The sequence below is a fragment of the Allocoleopsis franciscana PCC 7113 genome (assembly GCF_000317515.1).
GTDB lineage: Bacteria > Cyanobacteriota > Cyanobacteriia > Cyanobacteriales > Coleofasciculaceae > Allocoleopsis > Allocoleopsis franciscana.
Window position 1 is genome coordinate 5,228,437 of the sequence record NC_019738.1, and the last position, 24,480, is coordinate 5,252,916.

The following is a 24,480-nucleotide window of genomic DNA, read 5'->3' on the forward strand; positions in this document are numbered from 1 at the left end:
GGGGGTAGCCCAAGGCGGATGGATACAAACTATGAACCATCGATTGGAGCTTTGGCACTCGGTCGTACTGATGCAGCACGGGTACGACTTTTTTATCGATGAGGACTTGGTTATCCTTAATTTCGTAATCGCTTTCCGAAGTTTCAGCGATCGTAAAGATGAGACCTGATAGATTCGAGTGGCTTACTATGAACTCTTCATCCTCATCTAAAATTGATGCAATCTTTAATTGCAGAAGAGAAAAATGACGACTGAGGAGGCTACTTCATGCCTATGCCTAGATATGGCTGTGCCATGTAACCTTTTACTTGGCTCCAGTTCATTCTTCAGGACGAATTTCAGAATTTGTGGCACTTAGAGTTGAAAGCGATTAGCATAGTGCTGCAAGATTGGTAGATCTGTACGTAAAACTATGAGAATTCTGGTTACAGGCGGTGCCGGTTTCATCGGCTCCCACTTGATTGATCGCCTAATGGCAGAGGGGCATGATGTTATTTGCTTAGATAACTTCTATACCGGCCACAAGCGTAACGTTCTGAAATGGCTAGGCAACCCCTACTTTGAACTGATTCGCCACGACATCACCGAACCGATTCGGTTAGAAGTAGACCAAATTTACCATCTCGCTTGTCCAGCTTCGCCAGTTCACTACCAATACAATCCCGTTAAGACCATCAAAACCAATGTCATGGGCACTCTGCACATGCTAGGGTTAGCCAAACGGGTAAAAGCAAGATTCTTATTAGCATCTACGTCAGAAGTGTACGGCGATCCGGAAGTTCATCCTCAATCAGAAGATTACAGGGGAAACGTTAATACCATTGGTATTCGTAGCTGTTACGACGAGGGTAAGCGAGTCGCAGAGACCCTAGCCTTTGACTACCATCGGCAAAATAATGTAGAAATTCGCGTAGCTCGAATTTTTAACACTTATGGACCTCGTATGCTCGAAAATGATGGTCGGGTTGTCAGCAACTTCGTGGTGCAATCCCTGAGAGGTCAACCTTTAACCGTCTATGGGGATGGTTCTCAAACCCGTAGCTTCTGCTATGTCTCTGACTTAGTCGATGGACTAATGCGGTTGATGAATGGTGAGCATACCGGACCGATTAATTTAGGGAATCCTGGTGAATACACAATTCTGGAACTCGCTCAGGCGGTGCAGAAGATGGTGAATCCGGATGCTGAAATTATCTTTAAAACTCTTCCGCAGGATGACCCGCGCCGCCGCCGTCCCGACATTACAAAAGCCCAGACTTTGCTCAATTGGCAACCTACTGTACCCTTACAAGAAGGGTTAAAACTGACAGTGGAGGATTTTCAAAATCGTATAGCCTCTGCTGAAGAATATCGCTTAGCTTCCATTTAAGGAATCCATTGAAACTCAGGGTGCCCAAAAAGGATACAAGACTTAACCTAGAGTGAGCAATCCTGTGCCAAATACTATGAGTAGAGGCTAGAGAAGAAGGGGTTGCGATGCCTCTAGACCTCGTGTATAAGTCTTGAGAGCTTCAAAGAGCTGAGCTTCCCTAACTCCTATTTGTATTAGCCAGGAGCAAGAGTATGCGTGTTTGTGTGATTGGGACTGGATATGTCGGTTTGGTGACGGGTGCTTGCTTAGCGCACATTGGGCATCACGTCATCTGCGTGGACAATAATGAAGAAAAAGTCAAGTTAATGAAGTCGGGACACTCCCCCATCTACGAGCCTGGACTGTCAGAAATTATGCAGGCAGCCAGTCATGCTGGGAATCTGGAGTTTACATCAGATCTCGCAGCGGGCGTGGCTCATGGCGAAATTTTGTTTATTGCCGTAGGAACACCTGCCCTAGCGAACGGTGAAAGCGATACACGTTACGTTGAAGCTGTAGCACGCGGCATTGGTTCCCATCTGGATGGCGGCTATAAGGTGATTGTGAATAAGTCTACCGTACCGATTGGCTCTGGTGATTGGGTGCGGATGATTGTGCTTGATGGTGTGGCAGAACGTCAGGCGGCGTTGGTGACGGCGGGTGGCGTTCCTGGAGAAGAAGCAATATCACAAAGTGGCACCCAGTTTGACGTAGTGAGTAATCCAGAGTTTTTGCGGGAAGGGTCAGCCATTTACGACACATTTAACCCAGACCGAATTGTTCTGGGGAGTACCAGTGATCGGGCGATCGCCATGATGAAGGAACTCTATACTCCCATCACCGAGCGCCAGTTTGCAGAAGATAAATCATTGCCTCCAGTGCCGGTGCTGGTGACAGACATTAGCTCGGCTGAGATGGTTAAATACGCGGCAAATGCGTTTTTAGCCACTAAAATTAGCTTTATCAACGAAGTTGCCAATATTTGCGATCGCGTCGGTGCTGATGTCACTCAAGTTGCCAAAGGCATTGGCTTAGACTCCCGGATTGGGAGTAAATTTTTGCAAGCTGGCATTGGCTGGGGTGGTTCTTGTTTCCCCAAAGATGTCTCTGCGCTGATTCATACCGCCGATGATTATGGCTATGAAGCTCAACTGCTCAAAGCGGCGGTTAGTGTTAATGATCGCCAGCGCTTGATTTCCCTGGAAAAACTTCAGCAAGAACTGAAAATTCTCAAGGGGAAAACCATTGGACTACTCGGCTTAACGTTTAAGCCCGATACTGATGATTTGCGCGATGCCCCGGCACTCAATTTGATTGAGCAACTCAACCGATTGGGCGCAAAAGTTAAAGCTTACGACCCCATTATTTCCCAAACTGGAATGCGTCACGGACTATCGGGCGTGCTTGTGGAAACCGATCCAGAACGACTCGCAGACAGTTGCGATGCTTTAGTCCTCGTCACCGACTGGGAACAATTCCGTAAGCTGGACTATGCCAAGATGGCACAGTTGATGAACAATCCCGTGATGATTGATGGTCGCAACTTCCTAGACCGGGAAATGCTAGAACGTGCCGGTTTCCACTTCCGAGGAATTGGTCGATAGAAGAGTTGAACGTTGAAATTTGTGAGCTTATCGGTTGCCGTTCGCGTTAACCAAGCCAGATATCCTAGTACTCAAAGAACCATGATTCGCCTAAGGTGCTAGGTTTCAGGTTTATCGGTGATAACTTGAGCTTACAAACCTTCAAGTGGTAACCTTCTAAGCGGGGCTAAGCCCCGCTTGGGCTTTCTCTTTTTTCTCGAAATACTGCTGATGCTCCTCGGTAGCTAAATAATATTCCTGCGCCGCCTTAATCTCCGTCACAATATCTTTGTCAAACTTGCCAGACCTTTGCAGCTTCTGTTTTGAGCGTTTCGCAGCTTCCTCCTGCTGGGCATTGTGGAAAAAGATGACGGATCGATATTGTTCCCCTCTGTCTGGGCCTTGACGGTTTAGGGATGTGGGGTCGTGGATATGCCAAAACACATCAAGAAGCTGATCATAGCTGACTTGATTGGGGTCATATTCGACCTGTGCCACTTCTGCATGACCTGTGATTCTCGACAAAACATCGAGATAACAAGGGTTTGGGAAATGCCCTCCCATGTACCCCACAGAAGTGGATGTTATTCCCTTAACTTTCCGAAAGGCTGCCTCTACGCCCCAAAAACAACCCGCTCCAAATGTTGCCTTTTCCATTGGTGTTATTCACTCCAATTTAGAGCAGTTCTCTAACTCCTTATTATTATCTGAATTTCATCGGCTTAGTAGCCGCTACAAACTCACCTTTGAGCAAATCCTTCACCCTATTGCTCGATAGTTGTGTACGTGTGGCGATGGAGCAATAAAGCAAATGGGCAATTAAATTTGAAAAAATCCGGATTACATAAAAAATAGAGCGTCTTAAGTATATCAGGTTGTTGTTAAGTCGCCAAACACCCATCCCTTTGTTAAAGTGGCGACAGGGTGCAGGGAAAACAGTAACAAATTATACCACATGGGCAATGAACCCAATGCTCCCTCAATTTACTGAAATTGTCTCTCTCAATCCGGGTCAGCGGTGTTTGAGGGCGGTTACAGCCGTCGCGCTTTTGCTGAGCTTAGCGGGCTGTACTTCCGGCTCTTCTCAGGGACAACCGGAAACGCCACAACCGACTTCATCCGATTCCTGGGAGTCACCAGAGCCAACACCAACGCCCAAGTTACCAACACCCACGCTGCCTGGGTTGAGAAATGCGCCTTCTTTACCCAAATCAACGGCCAACCGGGAGCTACTCGAAGAAAGCTGGGACATTTATCGGCAGCAATTCATTCAAGTTGATGGGCGAGTCATCGACTATGAAGATAGCGATCGCTCCACCTCTGAAGGGCAAGCTTATGCGATGCTGCGAGCGGTTCTAATTGATGACCCAACCACGTTTGCTCTCTCCTTAGATTGGGCCGAAAAAAATCTCCACCGACTTTCGGAAACCGGCACTCATCGCGACCAACTTTGGGCGTGGAAGTGGGGACAAGCTCAACCGGGAAAATGGGGGCCGATTGACAAAAATTTTGCCAGTGATGCGGACATTGATGCAATTACCGCTCTCATCCTGGCTTCGCGCCGCTGGAATCAGCCAGAATACCTGAATTTAGCACGCCGCAAGCTGCGAGATTTGTGGTATTTCTCCACCATTGAGGTGCCGGGAGGTAAACGCTATCTCTTACCCGGGCCGGCCGAAGCCTTTGCACCCACGCCCACGACTATCTATCTCAATCCCTCTTATTATGCCCCTTATGCTTTTCGCCTGTTTGCCCAGGTTGACAAAGAGCACGATTGGATGAGCCTGGTTAAAAGTAGCTATGAATCCCTCGAACAGTCGTCCAAGGTTTCGGCGGCTGGCTTACCCAGTGACTGGATTGCCCTAGACACTCAAACCGGAAAGTACCAGCCGGTACCACCTCAGAGCAAGCTTCAGAGCGTTTATAGTTTTGATGCCTATCGAGTTTGGTGGCGAGTGGCTTGGGATGCGGCTTGGTTTAACGCTCCCGAAGCTAAAAAATATCTCAGCACAGCGACCAAACATTTAGAGAAGCAATGGCGTGAGCAAAAGCGCCTGAGTGCTCGGATTGACCTCCAGGGAAAACCGACCGTGAACTACGAGGCGACATCTCAATATGCGATGCTCATACCCGCCTTTCGGATAACCAACCCCGATTTAGCCCAGGAGTTACTTAAAGATAAACTGTTACCTCAATATAAACAGGGGATTTGGGATGATGAATCGGCTTACTATACCCAGAATTTGGCCTGGTTAGGGATACTGTCTCCCAATGTTGTTAGTCCTCAACTTCTACAACCTCAGCCGAAGTGACATCCTAACCGGCTAAATCGAAATAAATTGAAGGTGGAAGGCTTGAAGGTTTGAAGGTTAATAATGCCAATTCTCTAGGAAGTATTACCCATCTATGACATCTACCATCCGTCAATTCAGCCGTCGGCATTGGTTGAAGCTATGCCTATCTTTTGTTGTCCTGATCTTGGTTGTGCTGTCCGTTCCGATGTTGAGAGCCTCTGATAAAACGGCAGACTATCCACCACCTGCGCCAGCGAAAGATGACTCCTATTTTGGTGCGAACATTCAGCGAACGATGACGCTGTTGGCAACCAGTACTCCCAAGCATCGCCATCGGGTACGGATTCTGTTCTACGGTCAATCCATTACGAAGCAGGAATGGTGGCTTGAGGTAGAGAAGGACTTGAGGCAACGCTTTCCTAATGCGGATTTGCAAATCGAGAATCGTGCGATTGGGGGATTCGCCTCTCCTGTGCTCATCCGTACCGCTGAACATGACTTATACCCCTTCTATCCCGATCTTTTGATCTTCCATGTCTATGGGCCAGAACCGGAATATGAGTCAATTATCGCCAACGTGCGCCGCCGCACCACCAGCGAAATCGCATTTCACTCCGACCACATCACTTGGCTACCCACAGGCACTTTCTTGGATGATAAAGAAAAGGTTAATGGCTACCAGTGGCACGACTCTCATTCCACTGAATGGTTGCCCCAAATAGCCCAAAAGTATGGAAGTGAATTGATCGAAATTCGTGAACCCTGGAAGCAATACTTAAAAGATAATTGGTTGAAACCCAAAGATTTGCTGTCCGACGATGCTCACTTAAACGATCGCGGCAATTTTCTGCTAGGAAGTCTCGTCAAGCGACAACTTCGCTACAACCCAAAATTTCCCACCGATTCCTGGAAAGATTTGGTGAAAACTTATGTTGTGGGAAAGGATGTGAAGTGGAAAAATGGCAAGCTGGTTCTAGAGTTTGAGGGGAATCGGGTAGATGTTATTGCTGCCAAAAGTACTGATAGCAAATCCCACCAAGGGCGGATTTTAATTGATGGCAAACCCCCTTCTCAATTTCCTGAACTTTATACCATTACACGACCAAGTCAAGCGATTGGTGTGGATTGGCCCGCTATCATACAAGTCTCTTGGGAAAAACCACTGATTATTGAAGATTGGACGGCACGAATTACTGAAATTAACGAAGATGCCAGCCAATTTAAATTTGAAGTTAGAGGTTCTAAGACAGGGTTTGATGGCAGTGAGGTTAGCGATCGCAAGTTTGTGTCTAATTCCGGTCGAGTTGTGATTGAACCAGATAATTGGTGGTTGAAAAATTCCTATGAATACTCTCGCCAGCCGATTCCGAAAGGTTTTGAGGTTAAGTGGCAAGTTTTACCAATGTTTGTAGATGAATATGTTGTACCGAAGGTTGAAGACTCAAGTCAAGAGTATCTAACAACGTTGGCACAGAACTTGAGTAATGCCAAACATACGCTGGAAATTATCCCCAACGAAAAGGGGATTTTGCCGATTCAATCTATTCGCGTTTACCGACCTCCACTTGTAGCTAAAGAGTAAAAGCTCAAGGATAAAAAGTTCAGTCTTTAAGCAATGGGAATAGAGATCGCAAACTCCGTTCCCTCTCCCAATACCGAATAACAAGTCAGACTACCACCATGAGTTTCTTCCACAATCTGACGGCTAATAGATAACCCTAATCCTGTTCCTTGACCGACGGGTTTTGTCGTAAATAATTGGTCAAAGATTCTCGACTCAACGTCTTCTGTCATCCCGGTGCCATTGTCTTTAATTTTAATCACGACACTTTGATGATTCTCACTCAATTGAGTTTGAATTGTGATGGTATTAGGCTGCTCAGTGATATCAGCCAAGCTACGACTCTCATTCAAGTCTTCACAAGCATCGATCGCATTTGCTAAAATATTCATAAATACCTGATTCAGTTGACCCAAATAGCATTTAACTAAAGGAATTTCTCCATAGTCTTTAATGACTTGAATTTCTGGACGGGTATTGTTACCTTTTAATCGATGTTGTAATATCATCAAGGTACTATCAATTCCCTCATGAATATTGGTTGATACTTGAGAATCTATATCTCCACGCGAAAAAGTCCGCAGGGAGTTACTAATATGAACAAGGCGACTGGTACTTTCTGTCATGACAGAAAGCATCCTAGGTAACCGTTCTAAGAAATAATCTAACTTTATATTTTTTGCATGTTGCTCAATCTCTAATCCTGGCTCAGTAAATTGTTCTTGATAGAGTCGGATATGATTAATTAAATTTCTGACCCCCTCACTGGATAGCTCAGTATAGCCCGCAATACAGGTCAGGGGATTATTCATTTCATGGGCAACACCGGCGACTAACTGACCGAGAACCGCCATTTTTTCCTGCTGAAGCAGTTGAAGTTGGGCTTGTTGCAACTGCTTCATGGTCTCTCTAACTTCTTTGACATCCTTCAGCGTTTTGTTGATGGTAATGGCTAAATCTTCAAAATTGATCGGCTTGGTGATGAAATCAAAAGCACCACAATTCATAGCTGTTCTAATATTTTTCATATCGCCATAGGCAGAAATCACCACAGCTTTAAGCGTCTCATCGATTTCGCGTAATTTATTGAGCAAGGTGAGACCATCCATTTCTGGCATATTAATATCGGTCAACACCATGTCTATTTGGTGTCCGCTTTTCAGTTTATCTAACGCTTCTTTACCATTATGGACAAATATTAACTCAATTTCTTTAGCGATAATTTTCTTCCTTAATCGCTGTTTAATTAGGCGCTCTAACTCTAATTCATCATCAACAATTAGGATTTTGGCTGGTGTCACGTCGCTTGGCTCTACATCAAAAGTCACATAAACCTCCGCGCATTCTGGAAGCTCACTTTATAGAAGGGGTAGGAGGAAAAACGACCTACCACTGTATGTTATAAACCAGATATCATCGCGATCGCTTGAGCAATTCTCTCCGTATCAAACGGATAAACACCTGGGCAAAGTGATAATAAACTCCGTATAAGCTCCCGGTTCGGTTTCCACTTTCAAGGTGCCGCCATGCTGCCCCACAATAATCTCATGAGTCAGTGACAACCCCAATCCTGTACCTTCTCCCGTCGGTTTGGTGGTAAAGAAGGGATTGAAGATTTTTTCGGTAAGTTCGGGTGGAATCCCCATACCATTATCACGGATGCGGATTTCTACAGCTTCCCCTAAATGTTGGGTTTTCACCCAAATCGTGGGGGTAAAGACTTCCTCCTCGTGAGACAGATGTCCCTGTTGGTTGTTCTCCTGCTGTTGTTGATAGTGTTTCTGCTTTGCCTGGACAGCATAACAAGCATTATCGATCATGTTGATAAAAGCGCGGTTAAGGTCGCCGGATACTACCTCCCATTGACCGATAGAGTCGTCATAGTCCTTGCAAATCACCACATTAAATTGACTATTGATCGCACGTTTACTGTGATACGCTAACTGCACGGCTTGGTCAAGCAAACTGTTGAGGTCAGTGGGTTGGTGTTGACCGCTATCCATGCGTGCGTGCTGCATCATACTGTGAATAATACCCTCAGCCCGTTGACCATGTTGATGAATGGCGGCAGCATTATCTCGAATGTCGATTAACATCTGTTTCATGTAATCTAAAGTGTCTGCATCAAGATGTTCAGTTTGATTATCCATTTCTGCTAGAAGTTCCTCGGTCAACTCCACAGAACCCTCGGCATAATTGTTGACAAAATTGAGCGGATTCCTAATTTCATGCGCCACCCCAGCGGTTAAAGCACCCAAGGAGGAAAGTTTTTCTTTGGCAATAATCTGCTTTTGGGCGGCTTTTAAGGCGGCGGTTCTCTGTTCGACTTTTGCTTCTAGGGTGTGGGAATATTCTTCAAGTTGCTGGTTGGCTTGTTCTAAATCGTGATTGAGATGGGACAGTTCATTCAGAAACTTTTCTCGTTCTGCTTCTGCCTGTTTGCGTTCTGTGATATCTGTAAAAGCCGCGATCGCGTAAGCAATATTGCCCTCTTCGTCATAGATAGGCGTTCCCAACACTTCTATGGGAATACTTTTATCAGAGTGGCGTATTTCCATATCATCAATTTTCACCGTTTTCCCTTGCAAGGCTTGAGCAATTGGCTCGCGAGTACTGGGGTAAAATTGATTAGTTCCAGCGAGATAGGCTTGATAAACTTCTGGTAATTGCTCGGCGGTGAGTGTATCAACAACGCCTTGACCGAGAATCTGTTGTCCAATTTGATTGGTATAGTAGGGCTGACCTTGCCTATTGGTGACAAACACTCCCGCTGGCATTGCATTGAGAAATTGCCTCATTCGGCTCTCACTTTCGCGCACTTGAGCGTAGAGTTGGGCATTAACAATTGCGATCGCAACTTGTGAAACTAAAACTTCTAATACTTTTACCCTCTCTTGGGTAAAAGCCGCCACTGCCAGATTATTCTCTAGGTAAATAATACCTTGCAGCTTGGATTGATAAACAATCGGTAAACAAAGGATTGATTTGGGTTGAGAGTTTTGAATATAGGAATCTGCATTAAACGGCTCGGCAATCGTTGCGTCGTTTAAGACAAGATTTTTTTGGCTCCTCAAGACATAGTTGACAACGGAGAGAGGCAAATCCTGGCTTGTCTCCACCGGAATCGATTGTAAAATCGTCACGACTTCATCAGTTGTCTTACCCGTCGCTTCAATGTAGAGTTGTTCATCTTTGAGCAGCAGCAGTACAGCTTTTTGAGCCGCCGCGTTTTCCAACAAAATTTTGATTAATTTATTCAACAACTTTTCCAGGACAATTTCACTCGTAATCACTTGAGAAAGTTTGATAAAACTCGCTAAGTCTAAGAAATTGCTAAAATGACCCGTGGATGTGCTTTCCGTCGTGGTGTGAGTAACTTTGAGTTGTGGGATTTCCGGCTTGTAAGTTTGCGTTTTGAGAAAAGGATATCGGGATTCTAAATCTTTAACTTTCGCGATCGCTCCCCAGGTAAAATAACCATAGTAGGCTTCGAGCATATAGGTTTGGGTAACTTTTTCTCGACCACAAGCGAGATAAAATTCTGCTGCTAGTTCATTCGCTAGCGCTTCTTCCTGAATGTACCCCTGTTTTTTGGCACCTTGAATAGCACAATCGTAGTAATCCATTGCTGCCAAAGGGCGTTTTAAAACATGGGCTTTTTCTGCCTCTACCAAGTCATATTTATGCTGAAAATTCATGGGCGCATAGAATGCCCATTGCTTCATCTTTTCTTGATTAAATTGAACTTGGAGCAAATATTTTTTTCGTTTGCGGGGTGAGAGCGATGAACTAATTTTTAGGAGGATGAGAGAATGGTAAAAATTATGTTCAGCTACATAAATTGTACCGACAACTGCATCTAAGTAACTTACAGCGTGTTCGGCATGAATTAGGGCATTAGTGTAATCTTTAAAATTATAAAGCAAGATTAACTTAAACAGGTGGAAGCAAAATATAATCATTCTATAATTTGCTTCTTCTAGCCGTAAAAACATCGTTTCTTCTTGAAAATCGGCTCCTGTTAACAAGCAAGGAGATTCAGCTTTACCAGCTAAGTTTAATGCCACTTGCCGACCCACTTTAAGGTAAAAAATTCCAAATTCTTGCTTTAATTTTTCTAGTAATTCTTCATAAGGCTCGGTCTTTTGAGCAACAACCGCTAGGTTTTCTCCGCTAAAAAACAAGTACATACAATACTCCGCACTGCCATATCCCATATATTCAGCATTCCCTGTTTCTAACCCCGTTTGAATTGCGGTTATGAAATTTTTCATGGCTTCCCGAAGGGGTTCTTTCCAGGGTTGGATATGGCTGGCAAAGACTTTGTGTACTTGACATTTAATCGGATCACTGGCAAATTGCTCTAACACATTTAAGGACAATCGTCCAAATTCATACCCTGCCTCAATATCATCCAATGCACCACATAGAAGCAAACCGTAGAGGCAATATCCGTAAGCGGAAGAGGCGGCATTACCATACTGAACGGATAAATGAACCAGTGACAAAATCACTGGAAATAACAATGCAGGCTGAGCAAAGTAAACTGGAGGGATAAGAGTCGCTAAGATATGAGTGGCTGCCAGTTTGACAGCATCATTCATCTTGGGTAAATCTGCCAATTTAGCGATTTGATTGACTTCAAACCTCAATTGTGACCGCAAATGCTCCGAGATTTGTTCAATGCCCGCTGAGTCTTTTGGCAGCGGATTTCCTAATAGATCCAGAATTTCTAATCCTGTATCAATGGCTGCGATAAAATTGCCTTGGCTGGTATAAAATTTAATCTTCTTTTCGTAAATTTTTACTTGATCAAGGACTGTTTTTGCCTGTTTTAGGGCAATATCAATTAACGCTTTTGACTGTTGATAGTTGGTGTTTAAGTATTCTACTTCCACCGCTTCGATATAGAGATTTAGTGTTAAATCATACTGATGAATCCAACTATCTGCGGAAATCAGTCCAAGCCCTATTTTTAAATACTTAAGGGAGGGTTCATATGCCGTTGCTGCCTTGGCTTTGACAGCAGCTATTAAATTAAGTTGAGCTAGCTTGACTTTTTCTGTGGGTTCGGCAATCAACTCAATACCAATGTTTAGTTGATTGACAACTTCAAAGATATTTTCTTCAATTTCTGATTCCGGAATAGATTCAAGTAGCAATTTACCGATTTTTAGGTGGGTTTCTCGTTTTGAAGATTCGGGAATCAGTGAATAAGCGGCTTGCTGTACGCGATCATGTAAAAACTTGTAACCAACTCCAGCAATTGTAGATTTTAGATTTTGGATTTTGGATAGCTTATCATCCTCTCTTTCACTCAAAAATTCGCTTCCAGTTTCATTAGGTTCTACTTCAATTTCTTCAAACACAAGGGGGATTTTATAGGCTTCGCTCAACGGTAGAATTAACCCTGCTTGTAAAGCGGGATAGAGTGCAATAGCCGTTGTAATAGGAGACTGTTCGCTGACAATTGACAACACATCTAAAGTAAATTTATCCCCGACACAAGCCGCTAATTTTAAAACTTTGACAGTTGCTTCTGGCAGCTTTTGTATTCTTCTGGTGACCAGTTCCACCACCGTCTGATCAGCAATGCAAATAGCCTGGATTTCCTCTAAATTCCATTGCCAAGAAGCGGTGCTAAAATCAAACCTTAATAAATTTTCTTGATAAATGGTTTGGAGTAATTGAGTTAAGAAAAAAGGATTACCTTTTGTTATATTACAGATTAATTCTGCTAACTCCTTAGTTTTTTCATTCTGAGGATGAAAAAGACCGTTTAATTCGGCATTTTCTTCAATACAATTATTACATGTATCGGTAATTAATTGAGTAACATCAGCTAATTCAAGAGGTTGCAGAACAATATTATTAACCACTGCCCCTGCCTGTTGAATTTCTTCTACTATCTGAATTAAAGGATGGGTAGGACTGACTTCATTATCTCGATAAGCACCGATCAATAGTAAATATTTATGGTCTGAATCAGTGGCTAATAATTGCATTAATTTTAAAGTCGCCGAATCAGCCCATTGTAAATCATCTAAAAATATCACTAAAGGATGTTGCTTTTGAGTAAAAACCTGAATAAATCTTTTAAAGACTCGATTGAAACGATTTTGTGAGGCTATTGGCTCCAGTTGTGGAACTTCTGGCTGTTTACCAATAATTAATTCTACTTCTGGAATCACGTCGATAATTACTTGTCCATTTGACCCAATAGCCGTTAAAATCTTGTTGCGCCAATCTTGTAATTTGGCATTATTTTCCGTCAATAATTGACGCATCAATGACCCAATCGCTTGAGTTAGGGATGCATAGGGAATATTTCGCTTAAATTGGTCAAATTTTCCAGCAATAAAGTAACCCCGTTGGCGTGTAATGGGTTTATTCACTTCATTGACAACAGCCGATTTTCCAATACCAGAGTAACCCCTAACGAGCATCAACTCAGTTTGAAAAGGCTTTTTATCCTGTGTTTCTCCCCCAGAAACTCGCTCAAAAGCAGCTAAGAGTTGAGTGACTTGGGTTTCTCGACCATATAATTTTTGTGGAATTAATAATTGACTTAAAATATCTAAGCGTCCTGGACTAAAATTAGTAATTTCTATTGGGTTGTTGAACGAATTGAGACAAAATTCTAAATCAGCTAATAGTCCCGCTGCACTTTGATATCTGTCTTCCGCATTTTTTGCCATCAATTTCATGACAATTGCTGAAATAGCTGAAGGAATTTCTGGATTTAATTGCTGTACAGGTGTGGGAGATTGGGCAATATGGCTATAAACAATCTCTAATAGGTCATGGCTCTGAAACGGCAATTGACCCGTGAGCATTTCATATAAGGTAACACCTAGAGAGTAGAAATCTGTCCGATAGTCAAGGGTGCGATTCATCCTCCCGGTTTGTTCAGGAGACATGTAAGCGAGAGTCCCTTCAAACGAATTAGGATTATTGAAAATAGGGTTTTCTTTAGACAGGCGTGAGGCAATACCAAAGTCATTTAATTTAACAATTTCACTCGGAAAATTGATGATGATATTACTGGGTTTAATGTCTTTGTGAATAATCTGGTTCTGATGCAGGTAATCTAAAGCCTGAGTGAGTTGAATGGCAATCCTCAAACAAGTCGTAATAGAGAGTTTTTCAGTTTGTAAATGTTGATCAAGGGAATGACCCCCAAAGTCTTCTAGGAGTAGCGCTAGACGATGGTTAAAAGTTTCGAGACTTAGGGCTTTGACAATATTAGAATGCTCTAAATTTTGCCGAATTTGATACTCGTGCTTGAGGTGGGTAATGGCTTCTAGGCTAGGATACTTGGCTTTGAGGAGTTTGAGGATTCTTGACTCTGGGTGAGAGGGTATCTGTCCTCGATAGATAATTGTTTCCACCCCTTCGTGCAGAGTGGAGATGATTTGGTATTGAGCTAAAATATTCATCTTTGAAGGGCTTGTGCGAGTGAAAACTCTATCTTGACGCAGATTCACCTCTTCGCTCAAAAGCCCTCTAACTGAAGGTCATACTGCACCCTACGCCAAGGTTGTTTTTATGGGTACCAACTTTGATACCACGGCTCCATTTGCTTAATCTCAGTCGTTTGACCGATAAAAGCATTGTGTCAATATAGCTACATAGCTATATTATCAGGTAAGTGACTCATGATACACCCATTCCATCGGTCAATCGTCTCCTGTCTACTCTTGCTCAGCTTATTACTGCTGATGAGCTTCGGTAGCTTCAATCCGAAAACCGCAACGGCGGCTGTCTTGGAAACAGAAGAAGCGCCAGGGCAGATGCTCTACCAATCCAGGCAAACCCTGCGGGATCAGACGGGCAATCGTTGGCAAGCGATCGCATTTAAGCGCATCAAACCTGATGGTACAATCTCTCTTAACTTGCGACTGGTTGGCTTTCCGGGTGTGGTGGAACTCGATCATACTCAACCCTTGATCTTAACCACCTCTTTGGGACAACGTCTGACGGCAAAGAACATTTCTCGCAACGTCCTGACGGACACTCTATCAGCGACCAACATAGGACAGTATGATGTCATGCCTGTCTTATCCCAGTTAAAAGCGGAGATTCCACTCCAACTCACCTTAATCACAACCAGTGGCTCAGTGGTTAAATTACTAGTTCCACCCAATGCCATTCAAGAGTGGCAAACTCTGGCAACTCTTGAAGTGTAAGTTAAATTACTGCAAAGCATCTGGGGTTAAGATGGGCATTAACGAGGTCTCTACGATTAATGGCTCATATTGTTGTAATTGGTGCAGGAATTGGGGGATTGCCAATCCAGTCTTGCCCGATCCAGTTACCGGACAGCGACGACGTGCGATCGCACTTCAAGGACGTTGGGTGAGTTGGAGTAAAAAGGCTTTTGAGCAATTTTTCCTCGCCAAGATGCGTTGCGGTCTATCTGTACCCTGGTTCGAGCGTTGGGGATTGCGATCTCTCGGTCTGTCCCTCGTTAAACCCATTGAGAACGAATCAAGTATCACTCATGAGTGTTCAAACTAATTCTGGCTGATAGGCTTGTAATTTCAAACCCATTAGCCAAACTACAATTTTATTGACAATTTAATAGCTATTTGGTTATATAGTTTTAGGCGCAAAAAGCAACCCTTGGCTGGAGCGCTGAACATCATTCTATTTATCGAACTTCATAAGGAGTGGTTTATTCAATGACAACCGCTTTAACTCAACGCCCAGGCAATGACCTGTGGACGCGATTTTGCAATTGGGTTACGAGTACCGAAAATCGGCTATACATCGGCTGGTTTGGCGTATTACTGATTCCCACCGCCCTAACGGCAACTGTCGTCTTTGTTTTGGCATTTATTGCCGCACCCCCCGTTGATATCGACGGAATTCGTGAACCCGTTTCTGGTTCTTTGCTCTACGGCAACAACATCATTACAGCTACCGTTGTCCCAACTTCTGCGGCGATTGGTTTGCACTTTTACCCGATGTGGGAAGCCGCTTCCCTGGATGAATGGCTTTATAATGGCGGGCCTTATCAATTAATCGTGTTTCATTTCCTGATTGCCATTTATGCTTACATGGGTCGGGAATGGGAACTCAGCTATCGTCTGGGGATGCGTCCTTGGATTGCAGTCGCGTTCTCTGCTCCTGTTGCAGCAGCAACGGCTGTGCTGTTAATTTATTCCATCGGGCAAGGTAGTTTCTCTGATGGGTTGATGCTGGGAATTAGCGGCACGTTCAACTTCATGATTGTGTTTCAGGCTGAACACAACATCCTGATGCATCCATTCCATCAGTTAGGTGTCGCGGGTGTGTTCGGAGGTGCGCTGTTTGCTGCCATGCACGGTTCTTTGGTTACCTCTAGTTTGCTGCAAGAAACGACCGAAAGCGAATCGGCAAATTATGGCTACAAGTTTGGTCAAGAGGAAGAAACGTACAACATCGTAGCCGCTCACGGTTACTTTGGACGCTTAATCTTCCAATATGCCAGCTTTAATAATTCGCGATCGCTCCACTTCTTTCTTGCCGCTTGGCCTGTGGTCGGCATTTGGTTCGCTGCCCTGGGTATTAGTACAATGGCGTTTAACCTGAATGGGTTTAACTTCAACCAATCAATCCTTGACTCTCAAGGGCATGGCATCGATACCTGGGCGGATATTATCAACCGCGCCAACTTGGGGATTGAAGTCATGCATGAACGCAATGCACACAACTTCCCCTTAGACTTAGCCGCAGCTGAAGCACAACCTGTTGCCTTTGCAGCTCCTGTAATTCAGGGTTAAGCCTCTGCTATTCAGAATTATTCTTTCTGAGTTCGCTACTAAAACTAATCTGCACCCCCTAAAGAAGAGAATGCAGATTAGTTTTTTATATTTGATCAGGTGATAGGAAAAGAGTCAATGGCTTCACTTCCCCCTCACCCCATCTAAACTTTCGAGCAATGAAGTTATCGCTGCGAAACTGAGAATTGCCGGGGTTGATAGTCAGACCCAATCTTGTTGGCACAAAATCCTAAATCTCGGCTTTGTCCAGGTTCAATCACCCGACCCCAATCCAAGGGAGTGACGACATACTGAGTGCCTTGAGGTTGGAAATTACCATTCCAACTATTATTAATTGAAGCCTGATTCATTTCAAATGTCAGTTGCCAATTCTGAACTGGTGTACTGCCCGTATTGGTCACCATCATGCCCATACAAAATCCAGTTTGCCAATCTGCTTGCAGGTTAGAGGACACTTTTAGCGCCCCTTGACCTGTTGTTACAACAGGCTGAGTGGGTTGAGGGCTGGGAGAAGGATTGGTCACAACCGGACTAGAACTCGGTTGAGCTGTCGGAGTTTGGGTAATGATGGGATTACTGGTTGTAGATGGGCCAAAACCGTTTGCCAGCACCAATCCTTGAAGTAGTTCTTGCTTGGCAGCCTGAACAGATTGCCAGTCATCTTGCAGGATTCCCCCCGTATCCGCACTGTTGGGATTCCAACTCCAGTAAGCGAAGCTCAAGTCTTTTTGACGGATGTAATCAACGAATTTGCGTTGCCAAATCCCCTCTTTGGAACTCGTATCAACCTGCCGCCCGCCAAACTCTCCAACCAAAATGGGTGCAATGCCTTTGGTGGCAATATAGTTCCATCCCGTTTCCCAACGACTTTCTAAATTATTGGGAAAACTGGGTTCGTTAAACCAAGGCTGATTGTAGACACCAGCGCCATACTCGTGGGGAGAATAAACCAGCTTATTCGATTTAGACAAGCGCACGGGGAATTTTTCCACACCCTCTAAATTGGCACCCATCCAATGAGCGGCTAATTTTTGACCGGGGACATTCTTCTCGACGCCTTCGACAACAATCAACCAATTGGGGTTGATGGCGAGAATCGCATTTCCAGCGCGTTCGGCTGCCAGTCGCCAGTCTGTTTCTGAGTTGTTGGTACCCCAGCTAGCGCGACCATGAGGTTCATTTTTCAGGTCTGCCCCGATGATGTTGGGGTAGTTTTTGTAACGGGTCGCCAACATCTTCCAGGTGTCGATCCAGTCGGTTTCTGTGAACCCATCACCGTACCACAACTCCGGAATGCGTTGGTCGTTGAGTCGGTGAGAGTCTAACAGAACTAATAGTCCTAGCCGATTGGACTCTTGAATCACAGCATCCATCACTTCTAGGGGCGATTTCCCTTGAAGTTCTTGATTGCTGCCCAATTGGTAGTTAATGCCTTGTACATTCTGCGATCGCAGAGATTGCACGGAGTAAGGAAGGCGGATTAGGTTATAGCCTAAGCTTTTAATCTGCGCCAGCATATCCTTATAGTCTCGGCTCGACAAACCGTCAGGCGCATGTAACTCGGTTTCAATGCCAAACCAGTTCACACCTCTGAGTAAAACAGACTTTCCGGAAGCATCGACGATTTTAGAGCCTTGTGTCGAGAGGGGTAGCTGAATGGTCATCCCAGAGGCCGCATCCACACGATTGGGAGAAGACCAACCCAATCCAATCAGGGACATTAACACAACGGCTAACCCCAGTCCAATCAGTCCTGGATAGGTTCTCATGCCGTTCCCTCTTGGTCTAGGGGGATAGGGTGAGCCATTTCTAGGACGTTGACGGTTGGGCGGGTTGACGGCTGTCGCCCGATAACGAGTTGTTCGCCGCGACGCGCTAGGGCGTTGGCGTTGGCCCCCCAAGCGGCGGAATACGGTGAGTAGACTCGCTAATGCAGCATGGGCAACACGCGAGATTGGGTACAGAGAAAATTTAGACATTTTTTCGTGAAAAGTGAAGCAGTTGACTGGGTCAAAACGAGAGAACAGAAGTTAACTCAACGCATGACTGGCTAAATGTTTTTAGCTTTTGCTGTCTGCCACCCTTCTTAACTTTGACAACATTTAGCGGGTATTGTTTCCCATCATGGCGTCCGATGACAGCAAAATTATTATTCTATTTCGAGGATAGCAAGCCTATTCAATGACTCCGAAAATTCAATGGTCTTGGTGGATTTGTACTGGTTAATTAATTCTCTGGAAAGACAATATATAACCTTTCTCGATGGGATGAGGTGCACTTTGACCTCTCTCCTACAAAGAGAGAGGCTTTGATTTTTACTCCCCTTCCAGTTCAAAACATTATTCCTCTATCTGGGGCGAAGTGTTGCTGTGAGTGTTACCCAAGGAGCATTGGCAAGTTGCTCGCGCATGGTTGGCTCGTCGTTGGCTTTCTGCGTTAAGATCCGTCCCTCAAATACCACCGTTACCTCATCAGACTGGAAACACCAAGGCTCTACCGACAACTGAGTTAAGTCATCATTAATAGGTATCAAGGTTAAAGTCGTTTCTCCCGTTGCCGATGGAACTTGCTCAATCTGCTTTTGTGCGGTTACGCCCATACAAATTGCCAGAGATAAGGCATCCAGGGTAGCGACGAGTCGTTGATTGCGTGCGATCGCTTCTGGCGTAACATACGGTTGATAAGCCGAATCTTGCTCTAACTGGTTAATCAAATGCCGTTGGAATTCTTTTTCCTGCTGCAAAAAAGCTTCGACAACTCTTGTCGATTCCGGTGAGTTTTTCCAGTGGGTAAAGCGTTCATACAATCCTGTTCCATGCAGCGAAACGAGCAGTGCGGCATACCGTCCCATCGGCATTACCAGGTGTTTTGCCCCTGCCCATAGTTTTGTATGGACTTGGGGTGCAACTTCCAGGAAACTGTGAGGGTAGCCCGTGTCAGGATTAAGGGTGGGAGCGGATTCCCACGGTAGCCAACCGATGTCATGTTGTTCAGCCCCCAAGCAAACGGCTTCATAAGGAGCAACCGAGCCAAACATCTCATTGCCCCAAACCTGAGCCATTTGTCCAGAAACCCAGGCATGGGTGGGTTGAGTAATACAAATCCGATTTTCACCGATGGTGCGGTACAACATGACTGCCCCTGTTTGCACAATCCTTATGTTCAAACACTAGACCGCAGAAAGGGCAAACGCCTTCATTCTAGGGGTTAGGATTTTAGGGTAGGGCGTTCTGATGGAAGTATGGCAAAGCAGGAACATCCCCTCACGGGAGAAGCGCTAATTAAGGAAGTCTGTCGGCGGATTCGGGTTGCCCGTAGCTACTGGGATGCTCACAATAATGCGGCTTGTCGGGGAGAACGCGTTAAGCGAAGCTATTAGACATCTCCAAAAAAGAACCTGAAACCCTTGTTTTACCTGCGCTGAAATCTAATTTCTGGAGAGGTCTATTCCGAAGGAAATCGGGCTTTAGCGCTTTACAATATGTTGACGAAAGAACAAAAAGACCAGATTCCGCAGCAGTTGCGGGTGTGGCTTCGATATCGGAGTGAAAAATATTTTGGGGCACATCGAACGCCACCCAAGTCGAAACGAAAGTCGAAATAGGATTGTGGGGAAAGTGCGATCGCTGATTATTCAAAATATTTAGAAAAACTCTTGAATTTTGAGATTAATTAGAGTATTTCACAGTTTTAAGGTGACAACCAACATAACCGACAATCATCTTTCTTTGCTCATTTGGAAAGAAATAAATGCGCCAGCCAAACGACAGCTTAGCGTGCCAACTGAAGACTCGCTCCTTACCATCGGGGCAAAGAAATGTTCGTTCTTTGTTATACTTGGGATTCTGAAGTGTGACCTGGCTTTCTGGAGAAACATTCCTAAGGATCTTTGGCTCAAAAATCTCATCTGTCCAACCCTTGCAGTAGTCTTCAAGCTCTGACAATCTATTTTTAACAAGCTGTAATATAGGGTTTTCAGCGCCAAGGCTCTGCAATTGCTCACTCACTGCCTCGCAGAATATCAGGTTGGGGAATAACTCATCTTTACGATTCCAGAGTTCTAACCCGTTAACCACTCTTGAGCGGATACGGTTGTTAATCCAATCAGAGTGTTCTTGTACATGGTTGCTACGACTGGCGTGGATAATTTCTAGCCGTTCATCAATTAAATCTTCATTTTCATCAAACCGTCTAACTTCCAACTCTAAACGGCTACAATCCCATCGTGCTTCTGAAATCAAGCTCACCGCAAGTGCATCAATCACTACAGCAAAGCCAAGTCCTTTTGCTTCCTCTCCTTGATGCCAAACCTGAGACAAATCAAAGTTGCCTTTAATTTCTTCAGCAACATCAGTCCAGAAGGGAGCTTTTGATGTGAGAGTTCTGAAGAAAGTACGCTCTTCCCGATTTACCGTCGAATCGTTGCGCCAACGAGCTACAGGATAACCAGGTGCGAGTTCAATAGTGTTAATTTCATCCGAAGTGCGAAGTACTCGCTTCACACCACTGGTAGTTGCTTGTCGTACAGTGCCAATCAGCTCTGACATTAATTGCTGTGCTGTTGGAATATCAGCAGCAGGAGTTCGCAGAGACAGTTCATTGAGTACCATCTCTAAATCCATGTCTTATTCTCCTGCTGGTTCTAATAAAGCCTCCAAACTCTTATCCCACTCATCAAAGAAGCCTTCTGGCCATTGATCAATTCGTCCGTTGCGATCGATGTGTGGTGAAACTACTTCAGTAAAAGCTTGCCCTTGTTTCTCTTGTCGCTGGAAGTAGTGCAACTGAACATCTTTGGGATTAAGCTTTCCGTCATGAACGGCAAGACGAATCCCATTTAAAACATGGTCACTATGAGTTTCTATCACAACCTGAACACCACAACTAGCAGCAAGCGCTAACAACTCGCCCATTTTTGCTTGCCCTTTAGGATGCAGATGGGCTTCTGGGTTTTCAATCAGAATCAGTGTGCTTGGAGGAGATGCAAGCGCCGCCACAATAATTGGTAGGGTGTAGCTAATTCCAAACCCCACATTGGTAGCACGATAGGGGTTACTATCTCCGTAAAAGTATTGTAAGTTTATCAGACCCATATCTGGGTTGGAATTAATTTTGATACGTGTACCAGGGCTGACTTCCCTCATCCATGCCTCGACCTGGTTACTCAGATCGTTGGACTTTGCCATCGGATGACTCAGTTGATTGTTAGGAATATCTTTATCTTCATTAAGTGAGAGGAAGTGAGCAGTGTATTCACCTCTAGTTCCAAGTTGCCCCAGTCGCTGCACTTGATAATCTGATATGTCATTAAAAGGACGCGGCCCTATACGCTCTGCCTGAAGATAGTGGAATTTTTTGCTAAAAAGACTTGATTGATAGACTTCAGAATCAGTTGGTTCTAAAGCAAGATTCAAAACATCAGCCTCTTTCTTTTTTGAGTCGTAGTTGAAACGCCATATCCCTTTATTGTTATCTTTCCAAACAATCTCAAATCCGACATAGTTTTCTTTTGCCCTCTCGCAAAAAGCATCTTGAGCTGTACCAATATGAACCCATTCCCCATTCAGTGCCAAACCTATCTTCGGTAATAAGCCTTGCTGGTAAGATTGACGTAGCAGCAGGAGTGCTTGAAGTACTGAAGATTTGCCTGTGCTGTTAAGACCAGAAAGCAGGTTTAGCGCTCTAAACTCAAGGAACTCGGACTCAAAAGGTTTGAAGTTTTTCAAGCATAAAGAATGAATCATGCCAGTACTTTCTCGACTAGTCTTTCAATAGTGCTAAAACGATAATTGACTTGACTCACTTTGCTGGTACTCTGAGAAATAGATATTTGAAAATCTTCATCATCTTCTAGTAAGTTGATAAAATTATCAACTAAATCTTGCTTTTTCTCTTTTAAAATTTGGATTTCTCGCTCACTAAGCTGTCCCAAAATTACAGACCACACTTCAAACAATGCTTTGTTGAGCCGATATTTTTTTTGGATGCTTTCTTTAGAACGCTTACGAAAAGCATATTTTGCAAAGATATCAAAGGCTGTATTCATCGCCTGAATAAACTTCTGCTCAAGAGTATCTACCTCTTGCTGAGACATGTGGTTTATTCTTACCATTGTATCATTTAAAAAATCATCTAATATTTTAGCATCATAATCTTTGTAACAATTAATTGTAAAAGCCAAAAAACGAAGTACTAACTCACGATCTACCATTCGGCTCTTACTACGATCGGTAATATCTGTTGACTGCTTAAATTCTCTAGATTGTGCAAGTTTAGCCAAGAGTTGAGTTGCCTTGCCAGGGTTAAGAGCATGGCGTAACTCTTGTGGTGAAAGAGGCATACCTCCTGTGTTAATGCGTTTAAAAATATTATTTTTAACTTCAGGAGGTGTACCTTTTTCAATCAAATAGACTGTTACTTGAGTCTCTTCAATGCGACGCTGGTATCTACGCTCCAGCTGATCGTATGTTTTGCCATCAAGTTCTTTAAGATATTCTAGCCCGCATAACTTGAGCTTCTTATCACTCTTATCGCTGACAAATTGTTTGAGGGCAGAAAGCCGTTGTAATCCATCTACAACCAACCACTGCTCTTCATTAGTAGCATCTATGTAGAATGCTGGTAGTGGAATACGGATTAGAATAGATTCAATTAGCCGACTTTTAACATCAGGCTTCCATATATTTGCTTGACGCTGAAATTCAGGTGCTAAGTTAAGCGCGTCCTCATTGATGCGTCTAAGTAGTTGCTCAATTGTTGGTTCTCTGGTAACAATGTTAATTTTTTCAGGATCGTACCGGAAATCACTAGCCTCATATCCTTGTTCATCAATGTCTTCTTCGTCTAAAGTGTCTTCGTCAAGTAGTTCTCTGTCTCGGTTCTTCAGCTCGGTCACGACGGGTACTCCTTGGCATTAATACTTATTTACTTATCTGTTAGCCTAATTGAGCATTTATTATAAAAATTATTAATTTTCTTATTGCATAGGAACTGACTCAAGCCTCTATTTTAAGTTCAAGTTCCTGCCTTTTAGATAAATTATGCAAACATTTGTATCAAGGAGATATTTCATTCCAGAGATTCGCGCTCAGGTTGTTCATTTTGAGGATGTCTAATAAAGGAGTCATCCTGAATGCATCCATAAAACTGTGAAAGAAAAGCAGTTTCAACACTTTTGGACAGCGTCGTTTGATAGACAATCACAACCTCGATATCCGTATCTCTTATGTCAGGTAAATGAACCTTTAAAAGACCATCGCTACCGATATGGGATTTTAGTGTGATGCTCTGCATGGTTCTCACTCCGTACTTACAAACTGATTTCCTCATAGAATAGCGAATAGTGTAGTTATTGCGTGGCTCTTGCTGTGGCAACTATCACGATTGAAATTCCAGACGACCTCTCAGAACAATTGAGTAAAACTTGATGACCCAACATCCGAAGGGGAAACCATGATGAAATGGCGTGTTGTGCTTGAAGCCGATGCTGAAACGGGAGATTGGTCTGTTTGGTGTCCAGAATTACCCGGTTGTGTTTCGGCTGGAGAAACCGAAGAAGAAGCATTAGAAAATATTCGTGAAGCGATCGCACTTTATCTCGAACCAGACCCAATCGAGTTAAAATCAGGAGCCATTTTGCGCGAGGTTTCGGTTGGATGACCCGCACCCGTCGCATGAATGCAGATGAAGTGGAACGAATTCTGGAGCGTTATGGGTTTGCACTCATTTCTCAAAAGGGTAGTCATCGCAAGTGGCGCAATCTTGATCGTCAGCTTCAGGTGATTGTGCCCTACCACAAGGGACGTGATTTGCCCATCGGCACACTCCGAAACATTATGGTTGGTGCAGATATTCCAGAGAACGAATGGAAAACGGAGTAAGGTTATCATCGTACAGAGAACCTCTCAACCCGGCATAGAATAGC

At 44.1% G+C, this 24,480-nt stretch carries 17 protein-coding genes and 2 pseudogenes; 10 read left to right on the forward strand and 9 right to left on the reverse strand.

The features are described from left to right. Window positions 1-412 precede the first annotated feature (412 nt). Window positions 413-1,369: a UDP-glucuronic acid decarboxylase family protein gene (locus tag MIC7113_RS21480; RefSeq protein ID WP_015184289.1), complete on the forward strand. Its 957-nt coding sequence runs from the start codon at window positions 413-415 to the stop codon at window positions 1,367-1,369. Window positions 1,370-1,563: 194 nt separating this feature from the next. Continuing rightward, complete coding sequence (locus tag MIC7113_RS21485) at window positions 1,564-2,955, forward strand: UDP-glucose dehydrogenase family protein (protein WP_015184290.1); 1,392 nt, start codon at window positions 1,564-1,566, stop codon at window positions 2,953-2,955. Between the two features lie 156 nt (window positions 2,956-3,111). On the opposite strand, the gene msrA is transcribed toward MIC7113_RS21485, so the two are convergent. Further along, window positions 3,112-3,591 (reverse strand): peptide-methionine (S)-S-oxide reductase MsrA, encoded by a 480-nt coding sequence (gene msrA, locus MIC7113_RS21490; protein WP_015184291.1) that lies wholly within the window; start codon window positions 3,589-3,591, stop codon window positions 3,112-3,114. Window positions 3,592-3,905: 314 nt separating this feature from the next. Here msrA and MIC7113_RS21500 point away from each other — a divergent pair, with 314 nt between their 5' ends. Next, on the forward strand, window positions 3,906-5,246 hold the full coding sequence (locus tag MIC7113_RS21500; RefSeq protein ID WP_015184292.1) for a glycosyl hydrolase family 8: 1,341 nt from the start codon (window positions 3,906-3,908) through the stop codon (window positions 5,244-5,246). A 94-nt stretch (window positions 5,247-5,340) separates the two neighbouring features. Further along, window positions 5,341-6,810, forward strand: a complete 1,470-nt coding sequence (locus tag MIC7113_RS21505; RefSeq protein ID WP_015184293.1) for an SGNH/GDSL hydrolase family protein — start codon at window positions 5,341-5,343, stop codon at window positions 6,808-6,810. Window positions 6,811-6,836: 26 nt separating this feature from the next. Here the strand turns inward: MIC7113_RS21505 and MIC7113_RS21510 are convergent, their stop codons facing one another. Together MIC7113_RS21510 and MIC7113_RS21515 are read right to left on the reverse strand one after the other, a co-directional pair. Beyond that, window positions 6,837-8,117, reverse strand: coding sequence for a hybrid sensor histidine kinase/response regulator (locus MIC7113_RS21510; RefSeq protein WP_015184294.1), 1,281 nt, complete (start codon window positions 8,115-8,117; stop codon window positions 6,837-6,839). Window positions 8,118-8,234: 117 nt separating this feature from the next. Next, window positions 8,235-14,228, reverse strand: a complete 5,994-nt coding sequence (locus tag MIC7113_RS21515) for a trifunctional serine/threonine-protein kinase/ATP-binding protein/sensor histidine kinase (RefSeq protein ID WP_015184295.1) — start codon at window positions 14,226-14,228, stop codon at window positions 8,235-8,237. 219 nt (window positions 14,229-14,447) lie between these two features. Here MIC7113_RS21515 and MIC7113_RS21520 point away from each other — a divergent pair, with 219 nt between their 5' ends. The 3 genes and pseudogenes from MIC7113_RS21520 to psbA all read left to right on the forward strand — a co-directional run bounded on the left by MIC7113_RS21520 (window position 14,448) and on the right by psbA (window position 16,556). Continuing rightward, window positions 14,448-14,978 (forward strand): DUF3122 domain-containing protein, encoded by a 531-nt coding sequence (locus tag MIC7113_RS21520; RefSeq protein ID WP_015184296.1) that lies wholly within the window; start codon window positions 14,448-14,450, stop codon window positions 14,976-14,978. Between the two features lie 97 nt (window positions 14,979-15,075). After that, window positions 15,076-15,309: pseudogene (locus MIC7113_RS21525) on the forward strand (sulfide:quinone reductase); the annotation flags it as partial. Between the two features lie 164 nt (window positions 15,310-15,473). Next, window positions 15,474-16,556, forward strand: coding sequence for a photosystem II q(b) protein (psbA, locus tag MIC7113_RS21530; protein WP_015184297.1), 1,083 nt, complete (start codon window positions 15,474-15,476; stop codon window positions 16,554-16,556). Between the two features lie 164 nt (window positions 16,557-16,720). On the opposite strand, the gene MIC7113_RS21535 is transcribed toward psbA, so the two are convergent. Together MIC7113_RS21535 and MIC7113_RS21540 are read right to left on the reverse strand one after the other, a co-directional pair. Next, window positions 16,721-18,277 (reverse strand): cellulase family glycosylhydrolase, encoded by a 1,557-nt coding sequence (locus tag MIC7113_RS21535; RefSeq protein ID WP_315889687.1) that lies wholly within the window; start codon window positions 18,275-18,277, stop codon window positions 16,721-16,723. 626 nt (window positions 18,278-18,903) lie between these two features. Next, window positions 18,904-19,689 carry a DUF3891 family protein gene (locus tag MIC7113_RS21540; protein ID WP_015184299.1) on the reverse strand — a complete coding sequence of 262 codons (786 nt, stop codon included), beginning with the start codon at window positions 19,687-19,689 and terminating at the stop codon, window positions 18,904-18,906. A gap of 108 nt (window positions 19,690-19,797) precedes the next feature. Here MIC7113_RS21540 and MIC7113_RS39055 point away from each other — a divergent pair. Further along, window positions 19,798-20,160: pseudogene (locus tag MIC7113_RS39055) on the forward strand (Precorrin-3B methylase). Window positions 20,161-20,224: 64 nt separating this feature from the next. Here MIC7113_RS39055 and MIC7113_RS21550 read toward each other — a convergent pair. From MIC7113_RS21550 to MIC7113_RS21565, 4 genes are all read right to left on the reverse strand, one after another. Further along, window positions 20,225-21,178: a hypothetical protein gene (locus MIC7113_RS21550; RefSeq protein ID WP_015184300.1), complete on the reverse strand. Its 954-nt coding sequence runs from the start codon at window positions 21,176-21,178 to the stop codon at window positions 20,225-20,227. Window positions 21,179-21,181: 3 nt separating this feature from the next. Continuing rightward, the gene (locus MIC7113_RS21555) at window positions 21,182-22,300 is read right to left on the reverse strand and encodes an AAA family ATPase (RefSeq protein ID WP_015184301.1); all 1,119 of its coding nucleotides are present in this window, start codon (window positions 22,298-22,300) and stop codon (window positions 21,182-21,184) included. Then, window positions 22,297-23,451, reverse strand: coding sequence for a DUF262 domain-containing protein (locus MIC7113_RS21560; protein ID WP_015184302.1), 1,155 nt, complete (start codon window positions 23,449-23,451; stop codon window positions 22,297-22,299). The genes MIC7113_RS21555 and MIC7113_RS21560 overlap by 4 nt, the downstream gene beginning before the upstream one ends. A 173-nt stretch (window positions 23,452-23,624) precedes the next feature. After that, window positions 23,625-23,849, reverse strand: a complete 225-nt coding sequence (locus tag MIC7113_RS21565; RefSeq protein WP_015184303.1) for a hypothetical protein — start codon at window positions 23,847-23,849, stop codon at window positions 23,625-23,627. 162 nt (window positions 23,850-24,011) lie between these two features. Here MIC7113_RS21565 and MIC7113_RS21570 point away from each other — a divergent pair, with 162 nt between their 5' ends. Continuing rightward, the gene (locus MIC7113_RS21570) at window positions 24,012-24,215 is read left to right on the forward strand and encodes a type II toxin-antitoxin system HicB family antitoxin (protein ID WP_041781124.1); all 204 of its coding nucleotides are present in this window, start codon (window positions 24,012-24,014) and stop codon (window positions 24,213-24,215) included. Next, entirely contained in the window at window positions 24,212-24,436 is a 225-nt protein-coding gene (locus tag MIC7113_RS21575; protein WP_015184305.1) for a type II toxin-antitoxin system HicA family toxin, read from the forward strand. The genes MIC7113_RS21570 and MIC7113_RS21575 overlap by 4 nt, the downstream gene beginning before the upstream one ends. Window positions 24,437-24,480 lie beyond the last annotated feature (44 nt).